At 70.1% G+C, this 13591-nt stretch carries 11 protein-coding genes; 9 read left to right on the top strand and 2 right to left on the bottom strand.

What is annotated here, in order from left to right:
• The first annotated feature begins 105 nt into the window (after nucleotides 1-105).
• Genes LOZ83_RS28440 through LOZ83_RS28430 form a run of 3 tightly spaced genes read left to right on the top strand, consistent with a single transcriptional unit; the run spans nucleotide 106 to nucleotide 3690 of the window.
• A complete protein-coding gene (locus LOZ83_RS28440; RefSeq protein ID WP_236794775.1) occupies nucleotides 106-1413 on the top strand; it encodes a glutamine synthetase family protein in 1308 nt (435 codons plus the stop codon).
• Nucleotides 1403-2545: an amidohydrolase family protein gene (locus LOZ83_RS28435; RefSeq protein WP_236794774.1), complete on the top strand. Its 1143-nt coding sequence runs from the start codon at nucleotides 1403-1405 to the stop codon at nucleotides 2543-2545. Before LOZ83_RS28440 ends, LOZ83_RS28435 begins: the two co-directional genes overlap by 11 nt.
• Nucleotides 2542-3690 carry a M20 family metallopeptidase gene (locus LOZ83_RS28430; protein ID WP_236794773.1) on the top strand — a complete coding sequence of 383 codons (1149 nt, stop codon included), beginning with the start codon at nucleotides 2542-2544 and terminating at the stop codon, nucleotides 3688-3690. The genes LOZ83_RS28435 and LOZ83_RS28430 overlap by 4 nt, the downstream gene beginning before the upstream one ends.
• Before the next feature lie 6 nt (nucleotides 3691-3696).
• Here the strand turns inward: LOZ83_RS28430 and LOZ83_RS28425 are convergent, their stop codons facing one another.
• Nucleotides 3697-5151, bottom strand: a complete 1455-nt coding sequence (locus LOZ83_RS28425; RefSeq protein ID WP_236794772.1) for an APC family permease — start codon at nucleotides 5149-5151, stop codon at nucleotides 3697-3699.
• A gap of 184 nt (nucleotides 5152-5335) precedes the next feature.
• Between LOZ83_RS28425 and LOZ83_RS28420 the strand changes: the two genes are divergently transcribed.
• The 6 genes from LOZ83_RS28420 to LOZ83_RS28395 all read left to right on the top strand — a co-directional run bounded on the left by LOZ83_RS28420 (nucleotide 5336) and on the right by LOZ83_RS28395 (nucleotide 12692).
• Nucleotides 5336-6811 (top strand): amidohydrolase family protein, encoded by a 1476-nt coding sequence (locus LOZ83_RS28420; protein WP_236794771.1) that lies wholly within the window; start codon nucleotides 5336-5338, stop codon nucleotides 6809-6811.
• Between the two features lie 11 nt (nucleotides 6812-6822).
• Entirely contained in the window at nucleotides 6823-7935 is a 1113-nt protein-coding gene (locus tag LOZ83_RS28415) for a M20 family metallopeptidase (RefSeq protein WP_374202731.1), read from the top strand.
• Complete coding sequence (locus LOZ83_RS28410; protein WP_236794769.1) at nucleotides 7932-8795, top strand: GNAT family N-acetyltransferase; 864 nt, start codon at nucleotides 7932-7934, stop codon at nucleotides 8793-8795. The genes LOZ83_RS28415 and LOZ83_RS28410 overlap by 4 nt, the downstream gene beginning before the upstream one ends.
• Nucleotides 8792-9898 (top strand): o-succinylbenzoate synthase, encoded by a 1107-nt coding sequence (menC, locus tag LOZ83_RS28405; RefSeq protein ID WP_236794768.1) that lies wholly within the window; start codon nucleotides 8792-8794, stop codon nucleotides 9896-9898. The genes LOZ83_RS28410 and menC overlap by 4 nt, the downstream gene beginning before the upstream one ends.
• A 77-nt stretch (nucleotides 9899-9975) precedes the next feature.
• Complete coding sequence (locus tag LOZ83_RS28400) at nucleotides 9976-11619, top strand: CdaR family transcriptional regulator (RefSeq protein ID WP_236794767.1); 1644 nt, start codon at nucleotides 9976-9978, stop codon at nucleotides 11617-11619.
• Nucleotides 11620-11630: 11 nt separating this feature from the next.
• On the top strand, nucleotides 11631-12692 hold the full coding sequence (locus tag LOZ83_RS28395; RefSeq protein WP_236794766.1) for an MFS transporter: 1062 nt from the start codon (nucleotides 11631-11633) through the stop codon (nucleotides 12690-12692).
• Here the strand turns inward: LOZ83_RS28395 and LOZ83_RS28390 are convergent, their stop codons facing one another.
• Nucleotides 12693-13493: an SDR family NAD(P)-dependent oxidoreductase gene (locus LOZ83_RS28390; RefSeq protein WP_236794765.1), complete on the bottom strand. Its 801-nt coding sequence runs from the start codon at nucleotides 13491-13493 to the stop codon at nucleotides 12693-12695. It abuts the gene before it with no gap.
• Between the last annotated feature and the right edge of the window lie 98 nt (nucleotides 13494-13591).

Genomic DNA, 13591 nt, shown 5'->3' with positions numbered 1-13591 from the left:
AATGTTGAATGGTATGTTTCTGCCATCACTTCGCGATGGGAGAAACACACCATGGACTCATCTGGTCTCTTCGCCCGCGACAACCAATCCGCGGGTTGCTGAGCCATGACGTCCACCCACGACTCCCCGCCGATCCACTTCGTCGCCACCTGCGATCTCGCGGGCCACTTGCGCGGACGCTCCGTCCCGGCCTCGGCCCGGGACAAGGTCATGGCCAGCGGTGTCGGCTGGGTCCCGGCCAACCTCGCCATCGACGCCTTCGGGCATCTCGTCGAGCCCAACGAATTCGGCGCGAGCGGCGACCTGCGTCTGCTGCCCTCGGAAACGGCGCGGCTGGAACTGGCCGCCACTGAAGGCATTCCCGGCACGGTCATCCATCTCGCCGACCAGACGCGCCTCGACGGGTCGGCCTGGGAGTGCTGTCCGCGCACGTTCCTTCGGTCGGCGCTGGCGGAATTGGAGAGCCGGGCGGGGCTGCGGATCGTCGCCGCATTCGAGCACGAGTTCCACTTGCACGACAGCCCCTCGCGCCCGCCGTTCTCACTGGCCGCGCTCCGCGACGCCGAGCCATTCGGGTCGGCGCTCGTAAACACGCTGGAGGCCAACGGCTTCGCGCCGGAGACGTGGCTCGCCGAGTACGGCGACGGTCAGTACGAGATCACCGTCGCACCCGCCAGCGGCATGACGGCCGCCGACCGTGCGGTGCTGCTGCGCGCCGCCGTGCGCGATCTGGCGACCCGGCACGGGCGCCGGGTGACGTTCTCGCCCGTGGTCGAGCCCGAGGGCATCGGCAACGGTGTGCACGTCCACCTCAGCCTCGTCGACGTCACCACCGGCAAGCCGGTGCTGTTCGATCCGGCCCGGCCGGGCCTGCTGTCCGAGGTGGGCGGCCGGTTCGCGGCGGGGATCCTGGCCCACGGCGCGGCCCTCACCGCGATCTCCGCGCCCAGTCCCGTGTCGTACCTGCGGCTGGGCCCGCATCATTGGAGCACTGGCGGGATCTTCCTCGGCGAGCGCAATCGCGAGGCGTTCGTGCGCGTCTGCCCGGTCGACGCCTCTCGCCCCGACCGGGCCGCGGACGGATTCCACCTGGAGTTCCGGGCCGCGGACGCCACCGCCAATCCGCATCTCGTGCTCGGCATGCTGATCCTCGCGGGCCTGCGCGGGATCGAGCAGGAGCCGCCGGCCCGTGTCTGGTCCGGTGATCTGTCGGAGTCCGATCTCGCCACGCTTCCGGCGCTGCCCGCCTCGCTCCCCGACGCTCTGGCGGCGCTGGAGGCCGACGCCACGGCGTGCAAATGGTTCGATCCGGTGCTGCTGCGCACTTATCTGTCGGTCAAGCGGTCCGAACTCGCGCAGGTCGCCGAGCTCGACGCCGACGCGCTGTGCCGGCGGTTGAGCGATGTCTACTGAACAGCTCGCGGCCGAGCTCGACACCCTGCGGCTCGTCGACCACCACGTGCACGGCGCGCTGGCGTCCACTGTGGACCGTGCCGCGTTCGAGGAGCTCATCACCGAGTCCGACCGGCCCATCCCCCCGTTCATGACTCAGCTGGACTCCCAGGTGGGCTTCGCGATCCGCCGGCACTGCGCGCCGTTGCTGGGCCTGCCCGCGTTCGCCGCCCCGGCCGGCTACTTCGCTCGTCGCGCGGAGCTGGGCGAGACCGAGGTCAACCGCATTCTGTTGGGTGCCAGTGGGGTCGGCGCCTATCTGCTCGACACCGGTTACCGCGGGGACGCGATCCTCGACGTCCCGGGCATGGCCGCGGCCTCGGGATCGAGCACCCATGAGATCGTGCGGCTCGAGTCGGTCCTCGAAGCGGTCGCCGCCCGGAGACCCGGTGCCGGGGAGCTCGTCGCGGCCTTCCGCGACGAGCTCGCCACCGCCACGGCCAACGCGGTCGGGACGAAGAGCATCATCGCCTACCGGCACGGCTTCGCGTTCGACCCCGAGCGGCCTGGCCCAGCCGAGGTCACGAAGGCCGCCGAGACCTGGCTGGCGCAGATCGATCGCGGGGGCCCCGTCCGGGTCTCCTCGCCGGTGCTGCTGCGTTTCCTGCTCTGGGAGGGCGTGGACCGGGGGCTGCCGCTGCAGCTGCATGTCGGCTATGGCGACCCCGACGTCGACCTGGATCGCTGCGACCCCCTGCTCCTGACCCGGTGGCTGAAGCTGGTCGAGAGCAGCGGCACGCCCATCATGCTGTTGCACTGCTATCCCTTCCACCGCAACGCCGGCTATCTCGCCCAGGTGTTCCCGCACGTGTACTTCGACGTCGGATTGGGGATCAACTACACGGGCGCCCGATCCGACGCCGTGATCGCGGAGAGCCTCGAACTCGCGCCGTTCGCCAAGACCCTGTTCTCGTCCGATGCCTGGGGCCCCGCGGAGTTGCACCTGCTGGGCGCACGGCTGTGGCGGCGCGGCATGGCGAAGGTCCTGGGTGCGTGGGTCGACGAGGGTGAGTGGTCATCCGCCGACGCCATCCGCGTCGCGACCATGATCGGGCGCGAGAACGCCATACGTGTCTACGGACTCACGTCATGAGCGGTCTCCGGACGGCGCTGTTCGCAGCTCTCGCCGTCGAACTGCCCCGTGCGCTGGAGCTGCGGCGCCAGATCCACGCCGATCCGCGCGTGGCGGGCGACGAGCACACGACGATGAAGCTCATCACGAGCCTGCTACCCGACCACGTCGAGATCCACCCCGTCGCCGACGCGGGCGCGCTAATCCGGGCCGGTGGCCCGGGATCGCCGGTCGGTATCCGGGCCGAGCTGGACGCGTTGCCGGTCGAAGAGGACACCGGCAGCCCGTGGGCGTCCCAGCGCCCGGGTGTCATGCACGCGTGCGGGCACGACGTGCACAGCGCGGCATTGTGGGCCGTGCTCCGCGCAGTCGCCGCGACGCCGTCGGGCCCGCCGCTGCTCGCCGTGTTCCAGCCGCGCGAGGAGACCTACCCGTCCGGCGCCCGCGACATCATCAGCTCGGGACTCCTGCGGCAGCTGGACTGTCCGAGCATGATCGGCGTACACGTCCAGCCGGTCGTCGATTCTGGTGTGGTGGCGTGCGTGCCGGGACCGGTCAACGCCTCCTCCGACGAGTTCAGCATCGTGGTGAGTGGCAAATCAGGGCACTCGGCGTACCCACATCGCACCCACGACCCGGTCGTCACCCTCGCCAACGTTGTCATGGCGCTGCAGTCGATCGCGTCGCGCTCCGTCGACCCCATGGAGCCGGTCGTGCTGGGCGTTTCCATGCTGCAGGCCGGTCATGCGGCCAACACGGTTCCAGGTACCGCCGAAGCGCGCGGAACCGTGCGGGCCCTGTCCCCCACCGCGCGTGAGACGGTGCTCGAGCGGCTGAACGACATCTCGGTCGACATCGCGCACGCGCACGGGTGCGAGGCGAACGTCGAGATCCACCGCGGTGATCCGGTGCTCGTCAACGACGAGGATCTGACCACGAAGATCGCCGATCACTTGCGGGACAACGGCATCGCGACCACGACCCGCTTCCGGTCGGCCGGGTCGGACGACTTCTCGCACTACGTCGAGTCGATGCCGTCGTCCATGCTGTTCATCGGCACCGAAGCGCGATCGAGCCTGCACACGCCGACGTTCCTGCCCACCGACGCCGACGTCCGCCGCGTGGCGGAGACCATGATGCACGCGTTGATCGCCGCCACGTCCTGACGCGGGTCAGCGTTCGGCGGACAGCCGCGCGCCGATGCGCTGGGCCAGTCCGGGAGTCGCCACCACCAGCGCGACTCCGATCGCCAGCCAGGCCGCGACGAGGTACGGGAAAGTGTTGTACGGGGGGTCCGGCACCGGCCACACATTGCGGTAGAGCACGTAGCCCACGACGGCGATGCCGGCGATCGGGATCGCGATCTCGGCCCGGGAAATCGAGCCGGACCTCCTCCGGCCGATGAAAGCCGAAGCGCCCGCCAGGCACAGCAGATAGGCGACGAGAAGCAGCAGCGCTCCGATGGTCGCGGTCCAGAAGAACACGTCGACCACAGCGGAGGTGGCGAAAAGCCGCATTGCGACGAGCGCCAGCACCACGACCGCGAGGATGCTTCCCACGGCGACCCGTGGCACACCCGACTTGTCGGCGCTGCCCAGTTTTTCGGTGATGAAACCGTCCCGCCCCATGGCGAACAGGAGCCGCGACGCGCCGACGGTGCACGCGATCGACGAGCCGAACGCACTGAACGCGGCCCCGAGGGTCACCAGGTCGCCCACGGGACCGCCCAGGTACCGGCTGGCCAGATCCCCGACCAGCGATGGCGACGCGGTGAACGCCGCGGTTCCGTCCGGGCCGGTCCCGAATCCCAGGACCTCCGCGCTGGTGACGACGGCGAAGAAGATGCCGGCGACGATCACCGTTCCGACGATCGCGACCGGGATGTCCCGCTTCGGGTTCCGGGTCTCTTCGCCCAAGGTGGAGGCGGCTTCGAAACCGGCGAAGGAAAGGAATCCGAAGATCATCGCGGCGAAGAGCGCCGACCCGCCCACGCCGTCGGGAAGCGTGAACAACGCACTGACGTGAGCCCCGCTAGCGGGCCCACTCCCGCCGATCACCTTCGCGAAAACGACGATGGCGACGGTCAGGATGAGGCCGATCGTCACGAACTCGACGACGAGGAGCACTTTGGTCGCGGCTCTCGCCGGTCGCAACGCGAGGAAGCCCACGACCAAGAGCACCGGGATGATCACGAACTCCCAGCGAATATCGAAGTTCAGGGCCGTCTTCAGGAAATCTCCGAAGAACAGGGCGGCACCGGAGGCCGTGCACATCGCGAACGCCACGTAGGTCCCGAGCAGCAGCCACCCTCCGACGAAGCCGCTGCGGGGTCCGATCGTCGCGCCGATGAAGCCGTACACGGAACCCGCGTTGGCGATGTGCTGCGACAGCCGCGCGAACGCGTGCGCGACCAGGAGCACACCGACCATCGACAGCACGAACACGAGCGGGACCGCGGGGCCCACCTTGCCCGCGGGCGCCTGCGGGTTGATGTTGACGGCCATGCTCGGCCCCAGGAGTGCGACCGAGAGCCCGAGCGCGGCCCATACGGACAAGTTGCGTTGCAGCCCTCGCTGCTGCCCCTTCCGCCCCCGCTGCTGATCCTTCCGCGACTCTCGTTGCACCATCTCGTGCTCCCTGAAGTTCTCCGGGCCGGCGTTCAGAAAAGTAAGACGTATTTCAAGTTCGCTGTCAAGAGCCATCCCTGGAATTTCTAGTTCACGCCGTTTCGTGTGCTCGCATGGATCTTCCGCCCCGGATTCGTCAGGCGGGACGAACGAACCGGCCGGCAAACCTCCTAGGGTCGCCAGCATGCGAACACTGTTGCGGGGCGGTCGCGTCATCGACCCGGCCACGGGTTTCGACGGCACGGCGGACGTGCTGGTGTCCGGCGGCGAGGTGGCCGCCGTCGGACCGGGGCTGCCGACCGCCGATGACCAGGTCGAAATCGATGTCACCGGGTGCGTCGTGGGGCCCGGGTTCATCGATCTGCACAGCCACGTGCACTCCATCGCGGGCCAGCGGCTGCAGGCGATGGACGGCGTCACGACGGCGCTCGATCTGGAAGCCGGGCTGATGCCCATCGAACGGGCCTACGCCGAGGCGGCCGCGGCGGGACGCCCGCTGCACTACGGCTTCTCGGCATCGTGGGGTTCCGCGCGGGCCAAGGTGCTCGCCGGGATCGAGCCGGACGCGAACATCCACACCGGACTCGCGGTGCTGGGCAATCCGGCTTGGCAGCGGTCCTCGTCGAAGGCCGAACTGGCCGCCTGGCTGTCCCTTGTGGAGGGTGAGCTGGCGGCGGGTGCGCTCGGCGTCGGCGTGCTGCTCGGGTACGCCCCGGCCACGGATCCGGCCGAGTTCCTGGCGCTGGCGAAGCTCGCCAAGCAGGCCGGAGCGCCCACCTACACGCACGTCCGCGAGCTGGTCGAGATGGATCCGGCGACCCCGGTCGACGGGTCGCGGGAGATCGCGATCGTCGCGGCCGAGACCGGGGCCGCGATGCACCACTGTCACGTCAACAGCACGTCCGGGCACCACATCGACCGCGTGCTCACCGCGCTGGAGCGGAGTCGTGCCGACGGGTCGCGGGTGACGGTGGAGGCGTATCCGTACGGCGCGGGCAGCACCGGCATCGGCGCGGCCTTCCTGTCTCCCGAGCGGCTGAGGCTGAAGGGGCTCGGCCCGAGCAGCGTGCTGATGCTGGAGACCGGCGAACGGATCGCCGACGAGGCGCGGCTGCTGCAGGTCCGCGCCGAGAACCCTGGCGCGCCCTGCATCCTCGAATTCCTCGACGAGGACAACCCGGCGGAACGCGCGATGCTGCACCGGTCGCTCGCCTTCCCGGACTCGATCGTCGCGAGCGACGCCATGCCGGTTTACTGGCGCGACAACGGCATCGAGTCGACCGAATGGCCGCTGCCCCCGGGCGGCGCGACACACCCGCGCACGGCGGGCACGTTCTCCAAATCGCTGCGGCTGATGGTGCGCGAGACCGGGGTTTGGACCTGGCTGGAGGCGTTCCGGCGCTGCTCCTACCTGCCGGCGCGGGTGCTCGACGAAGTCGCGCCGGGCGCGCGGACAAAGGGCCGGCTCGATGTCGGCGCGGATGCGGACATCGTCGTCCTCGACCCGGCCACCATCACCGACGCCGCCACGTACTTCGATCCGGTCCGGCCCGCAGTCGGCGTCCGGCACCTGTTCGTCGCGGGCACCCCGGTGGTCCGCGACGGCGGGCTGCTCACCGACGCGTTCCCCGGCCGGCCGCTGCGCGGTGAGCCGCGATGACCGGATTCAGCCTGGGCGCTCTGCTCGCCGACATCGAAACGCTGGTGTGCTGCGAATCCCCGTCGTCCGACCTCGACGCGGTGGCGCACAGCGCCGACGTGCTGACCGGCGTCGGCACGGCGTTGCTCGGCGTGGCACCGGAGCGAATCGTCCTCGACGGCCGGACGCATCTGCGCTGGCGGTTCGGCGACGGCCCGCCGCGGGTGCTGCTGCTCGGCCATCACGACACCGTCTGGCCGCTGGGTTCCCTTGCGACGCACCCGTTTTCGGTGCGGGACGGCGTCCTGCGCGGGCCGGGTTGCTTCGACATGAAGGCCGGCGTCGTGATGGCGCTGCACGTCGCGGCTTCGCTGCCGGACCGGACCGGAGTGTCCATTTTGGTCACTGGTGACGAGGAGATCGGCTCGCCGTCGTCGCGAGGGCTGATCGAGGACGAGGCGCGCGGTTGCGCGGCGGCGTTCGTGCTGGAGGCGTCGGGGGACGGTGGCGCGCTCAAGACGCGGCGCAAAGGCGTTTCCCGGTACCGGATCGAGGTGACCGGCCGCGCCGCGCACGCCGGGCTCGAACCGGAGAAGGGGATCAACGCGGGGATCGACATCGCGCACCAGGTGCTCGCGCTCGCCGCACTGGCCGATCCCGGCCGCGGGACCAGCGTGGTGCCGGCGGTGCTTTCCGCCGGCACCACGGTCAATACCGTGCCCGCGGCGGGTGTCGTCGAGGTCGACGTGCGGGTCTGGGACGAAGAAGAACAGCTCCGCGTCGATCGGGCAGTCCGCGCGTTGCGGCCGGTGCTCGCGGACGCGCGGGTGACGGTCGGCGGCGGGATCAACCGTCCGCCGCTGGAAGCCAGTTCCTCGGCGGGCTTGTTCGGGCTGGCGCGGGAATTGGCCGCGGAACTGGGGTTGCCGGAGTTGATCGAGGCGGCCGTCGGCGGCGCGTCGGACGGCAATTTCACCGCCGGCCTGGGCGTGCCGACACTCGACGGTCTGGGCGCGGTCGGCGACGGCGCCCACGCGGATCACGAACATGTCCTCGTCGAAGAACTGCCGCGCCGGACCGCATTGCTGGCCGCGCTGGTGGAAAACGTGCTGACGAAGGGAAACCGGGAAGGGATCGTTCCGTGACGAATCTGGAGACCCGCGACGAGGCGATCGCCGCGGCGCGGGCGGCGGCCGCGGCGTCGGGGGTCGAAGTACGAGAGATCACCGAGATCGACGAACTGGGCGCGGTCAGTGGGCTCTTCGGGACGGTCTGGCGGGCGGCGCCGGGCACCCGGCCGATCACCACGGAGCTGCTGCGCGCGCTGTCGATGGCCGGGAACTACGTCGCCGGCGCGTTTGCCGGCGGCGAAATCCTCGGTGCGTGCGTCGGCTTTTTCGGCGACCCCGGAAAAGGCGGTCTGCACAGTCACATCGCCGGCGTCGCCGAGGCCGGCGCGGGCCGCGGAATCGGGTACGCCATGAAACTGCACCAGCGCGGCTGGACCTTGGCGCGGGACGTGCCGGCGATCGACTGGACGTTCGACCCGCTGGTGTGCCGCAACGCCTATTTCAATCTCGGCAAACTCGGTGCGCTCCCCGTGGGATACCAGCGCGACTTCTACGGGCGGATCGAGGACGGCATCAACGGTTCGGACGACACCGACCGGCTGCTGATGTCGTGGGACCTGACCAGTGCGGCGGTGCGGACCGCCGCGTCCGGCGAGCCCGTCCCGACCGACGCGAAGGCCCTGCTCGGGCAAGGAGCCGCGCTGGCGCTCTCGGTGGCCGCCGACGGCGGTCCGGCGACGGGCCCGGCGGCCGCCCCGGTGGTGCTCGTCGCCGTCCCGCCGGACATCGAAAGCCTGCGCGGCACCGACCCCGGCAAGGCCGCCGCGTGGCGGGCCGCGCTGCGCGAAGCACTCGGCGGGCTGATGGCCGCCGGGGGCCGGGTGACCGGTTTCGACCGGGCCGGTTTCTACGTGATTTCCCAGGAGGAGCAGTGAAACTCAGCGGTGTGGAACTGCGGCGGGTGCGGATGCCGCTCGTCGCCCCGTTCCGGACTTCGTTCGGCACGCAGGCCGAGCGCGAACTCCTGCTGCTGCGGGCCGTCACGCCCGCGGGCGAGGGCTGGGGCGAGTGCGTGACGATGCCCGGCCCGCTGTACTCGTCGGAGTACAACGACGGCGCCGAGCACATCCTGCGCCACTACCTGATACCCGCGCTGCTGGCCGCGCAGGACGTGACAGCGGCAAAGGTGACGTCGTTGCTGGCCAGGTTCAAGGGCCACCGGATGGCCAAGGGCGCACTGGAGATGGCGGTGCTCGACGCCGAGCTTCGGGCGAGCGACCGCTCGTTCGCGGCCGAGCTGGGGTCGGTGCGGGACACCGTTCCGTGCGGCGTCTCGGTCGGGATCATGGACACGATCCCGCAGCTGCTCGACGTCGTCGGCGGGTACCTCGACGAGGGCTACGTGCGGATCAAGCTGAAGATCGAACCGGGCTGGGACGTCGAGCCGGTGCGCGCGGTCCGCGAGCGTTTCGGCGACGGCGTGCTGCTGCAGGTGGACGCCAACACCGCCTACACCCTGGGCGACGCGCCGCACCTGGCGCGCCTCGACCCGTTCGGCCTGCTGCTGATCGAACAGCCGCTGGAAGAGGAAGACGTCCTCGGCCACGCCGAACTGGCGCGCCGGATCCGGACGCCGATCTGCCTCGACGAGTCGATCGTGTCGGCGCGCGCGGCGGCGGACGCCATCAAGCTCGGCGCGGTCGGGATCGTGAACATCAAACCGGGGCGCGTCGGCGGCTACCTGGAAGCGCGGCGGGTGCACGACGTGTGCGCGGCGCACGCGATCCCGGTGTGGTGCGGCGGGATGATCGAGACCGGCCTCGGCCGCGCGGCGAACGTCGCGCTGGCCTCGCTGCCGGGCTTCACGCTCCCCGGGGACACGTCAGCGTCGGACCGGTTCTACCGGACCGACATCACTGAGCCGTTCGTCCTGTCCGGCGGGCACCTGCCGGTGCCCACCGGGCCGGGCCTCGGCGTGGCGCCGATTCCGGAACTGCTCGACGAGGTGACCACCGCGAAGGTGTGGCTCGGTTCGTAGCTCGGTGCGAATTCCGGGGGTAGATTTGGTCGGATCGAACCAGCTGGTTCGAGGGAGGCCGGATCTACCTTCGGGAAGTGCTGACACCGGTGCCGAGCAAGCCGCACACGAGCCTGGGCCGCGTCCTCGAAGCCCTCGGGGACGTGCTCCTCGAGCCGGTCGTCATGGGGCCGGACACGCGGCGGCGGCTCGGCGGTGTGGTGATCCACGACCCGCACGACGACGCCGAGTTCCCGGCCAACGCGGTGGTCCTCGGGGTCGGCGTGCGCGAACCCGGCGAGATCGTCGCGCTGCTGCGCACCGTGGGCGAACGCGGGGCCGCCGCGCTCGTCGTGCGCTCGCCGGTTTCCGCGTCGGCGCAATTGGTGCGAGCGGCCAACTCCACCGGTGTCGCGCTGATCGGGCTGGCCAACGGGGCGTCGTGGGCGCAGCTGGCGGCCATGCTCCGCACGCTGCTCGCCGAGGGCGACGTCGGCGACGTCTCGCCGCAGACGCTCGGCGGGATACCGTCCGGCGACCTGTTCGCGCTCGCCAACGCGGTCGCCGCGCTGCTGGACGCGCCGGTCACCATCGAGGACCGCGACTCGCACGTGCTCGCGTTCTCCGGCCGCCAGGACGAGGCCGATCCGTCGCGGGTCGAAACAGTTCTCGGCCGCCAGGTGCCCGAACGGTTCACCCGCCGGCTGGGGAAGCAAGGTGTCTTCGAGCGCCTTTACCGGGGCCAGGGGCTGGTTTACGTCCACCCGGACGGCGACGACGAGAACTTCGCCGTACCGCGCGTGGCGGTCGCGGTCCGCGCCGGCGATGAGGTGCTCGGCTCGATCTGGGCCGCGGTCGGGCACGAGCTCAGCGAAGAACGCACCGCGGCGCTCGTGGACGCCGCGAAGATCGTTGCGCTGCACATGCTCCGGCTGCGCGCGGGGGCGGATGTCGAACGCCGGTTACGGGCCGATCTGGTGAGCACCGCGCTCGAAGGCGGCTCCGGCGCACCGGAAGCCATCGCGCGCCTCGGCCTGCTGGGGCAGCCCACCGTCGTGCTCGCCATGGGGTTGCTGGAGGCCCCCGACGACGACCTGCGGCTCGCCGCGGAACGCCAGCGCGTCGCCGACGCATTGGCCATGCACCTGAGCGCCGTCCAGCCCCGGTCGGCGGTCGCGCTCGTCGGCGATGTCGCGTACGGGATCGTCCCGATGCCGGGGAACCACGGCGATGACCGCGAACGCTCGGTGCGGGTCGCGTCGGCCTTCCTGGAACGCACCGGCAGCCGGGTCACCGCCGCGATCGGCGTCGGCCCGCTGGCCGTCGACGGCTCGGGCCTGCGCGCGTCCCGCGACGGGGCCGACCGGGCGCTGCGTGTGTTGCGCACCAACCATGGCGCGAAGCGGGTGATCACCGCCGAAGACGCGCACACCGACGCGTTGATGCTCGAACTGGCCGACCTTTCCGCGGCGCGTGGCGACGTCGCGACCGGGCCGATCGCGCGATTGCTGGCCTACGACACCAAACACCACTCCCAGCTCGTCCACACGCTGCGCTGCTGGCTCGATTCATTCGGCGACATCGGTGCCGCGTCAGCCGCCGCCTACGTGCACCCGAGCACCTTCCGCTACCGCTTGCGCCGGGTCGCCGAGGTAGGCGGCATCGATCTCGACGACCCCAGCGACCGCTTCGCGGCCATGGTGCAGCTGCGTTTACTGCCACGCCTCGAAAGTCCTAAGTAGACAACCATCGCGTGCGGACCGCGACCACCCATCAGCTGAGCGCGATGGCGACGACCCCGGCCGAGGCCACCACGACCTTCGGCCTGATCTCCGGCGCCGGCGCTCTCTTCGGTCTGGTCGCGAATCCGATCGCGGGACGCCTGAGCGACCTCACCCGCGCGCGTTTCGGTCGCAGGCGGACGTGGATCCTCACTGGTGCCCTGGGAGGCGCGGCGGGTCTTGTCGTCATCGGCTTCGCCACCTCGGTGTGGCAGGTGGCGGTGGTCTGGTGCCTCGTCGCCGCGGTGTTCAACTTCCAGTACGCGGCAACGCAAGCCACGATCGCGGACCAGGTGCCCGCGCACCGGCGTGGTGGCGTCTCCGGCCTGGTCGGCATCGGGATCACCGTGGGACCTCTGGGCGGGATCGCGCTGGCCAATACCCTCCCCGCTGGCGGGTCGGCGCAATGGTTCGTCATCGCCGCGGTCTCGGTCGTGCTGGCCCTGATCGCCATCGCCCTGCTGCGCGACCGGCCTGCGGTGCGCCGCCAGGAGAAACTCGGCTTGAAGGGGATTGCCCAGACGTTCTGGCTCAATCCGCGCAAGTATCCGGCGTTCGGCTGGGCCTGGCTGGCCCGGTTCCTCCTCACCTGCGCGCTGGCCAGCAGCACCTACAACATCACCATCAGCCTCACCGCGCTGGTCGCGGTGGTGTTCGGCTACATCTCGGACACGGTCCGCCGGCAGAAGCCGTTCATCATGGCCGCAGGCGGGATCTTCACACTGGGACTCGTCGTCCAGGCGCTCGCGCCGTCGGTGGCGATCGTGTTCGCGGCAGCCGGCCTGCTGGGTATCGCCTCCGGCCTGTTCCTGGCCACCGACCTGGCGATGTGTGTCCGAGTCCTGCCATCGGGCGAGAACGCCGGGAAGGACCTCGCGATCATCAACATCGCGAACACACTCCCCCAGTCCCTGGTCCCGTTCGGCGTGCCCGGCATGATCGCCGTGACGAAGGTTCCGGAGATCGGGCAGGAAGCGGGCGGGAAATACGTCGTGCCGATCCAATCGCCGCGCTACCAAACGGGAAACGCGTGATCACACCGCGCGTGTTTCCGGCAACGCGCTGGGAAACGGGCCGACCGCCATCGCGCCGCCGTCGACGAGATAGATCTGGCCACTGATGTAGCTCGCGAGCCCCGACGAGAGGAACACCGCCGTATTGGCGATCTCCTGCGTCGTCGCGAATCGCCGCATCGGCACGTTCTTCAGTGACGCGGTGACGCTGGCATCCGTGAACTCCGCACGCCGCCGAGGGGTGTCGACCACACCGGGAGCCACGCCGTTCACGCGGATCGAGTAGGGCGCGAGCTCGACCGCGCTGGACTGGATAAGGGAGTTGAGCCCCGCTTTCGCGGCGCTGTAAGCCACGCTTCCGATATGCGGCAGGAATCCCGTGGCGGAGCCGATGTGCACAATGGACCCCGCGATTTCCCGCTCACGCAGGTACCTCGCGAACACCTGCGTCACCAGAAAGTTCTGCACCAGGTTGAGCCGGAAGTTACGGTCCCAGTCCTCGTCGGAGATCTCCAGGATGCCGAAATTGAAGGCAAGCCCGACGATGTCGATCACCACGTCCGCACCACCGAAGACCGAATCGGTTTCGTCCCGCAAGGCCTCGACATTGGCCCGTACCGTCACGTCGCCGACGAAACTCGCGGCCTTCCCGCCGGACTCGGTGACAGCCCGCGCGACCTCGGCCGCCCGCTGCTCGTCGATGTCCACACACATCACGGCGGCACCCGCCGACGCGAGCGTCATCGCGCAGTCCCGTCCGATGCCCAGTCCCGCACCTACAACCACTGCGTGCTTGCCCGCGAGCCCATAGTCGAGAGTCACTTTGCTCAATCCTCCGAAACATTCCCGAAGCGGCACCGGATCGGAGCGTATCGGCCCTCGGTCCAGCCCGCAACAAAATCTATAGACTTTCGCCACGG

Origin of the sequence: Amycolatopsis sp. GM8, assembly GCF_021653975.1 — a bacterium.
Taxonomy (GTDB): Bacteria; Actinomycetota; Actinomycetes; order Mycobacteriales; family Pseudonocardiaceae; genus Amycolatopsis_E.
Note: the sequence above shows the minus strand (reverse complement) of the source record. Positions and strands in the feature narration are given on the sequence as shown.

Coding starts and splice junctions, on each gene's coding strand:
- LOZ83_RS28440 (WP_236794775.1), top strand. CDS start 106: ATGACGTCCACCCACGACTCCCCGCCGATCCACTTCGTCGCCACCTGC.
- LOZ83_RS28430 (WP_236794773.1), top strand. CDS start 2,542: ATGAGCGGTCTCCGGACGGCGCTGTTCGCAGCTCTCGCCGTCGAACTG.
- LOZ83_RS28425 (WP_236794772.1), bottom strand. CDS start 5,151: ATGGTGCAACGAGAGTCGCGGAAGGATCAGCAGCGGGGGCGGAAGGGG.
- LOZ83_RS28435 (WP_236794774.1), top strand. CDS start 1,403: ATGTCTACTGAACAGCTCGCGGCCGAGCTCGACACCCTGCGGCTCGTC.
- LOZ83_RS28420 (WP_236794771.1), top strand. CDS start 5,336: ATGCGAACACTGTTGCGGGGCGGTCGCGTCATCGACCCGGCCACGGGT.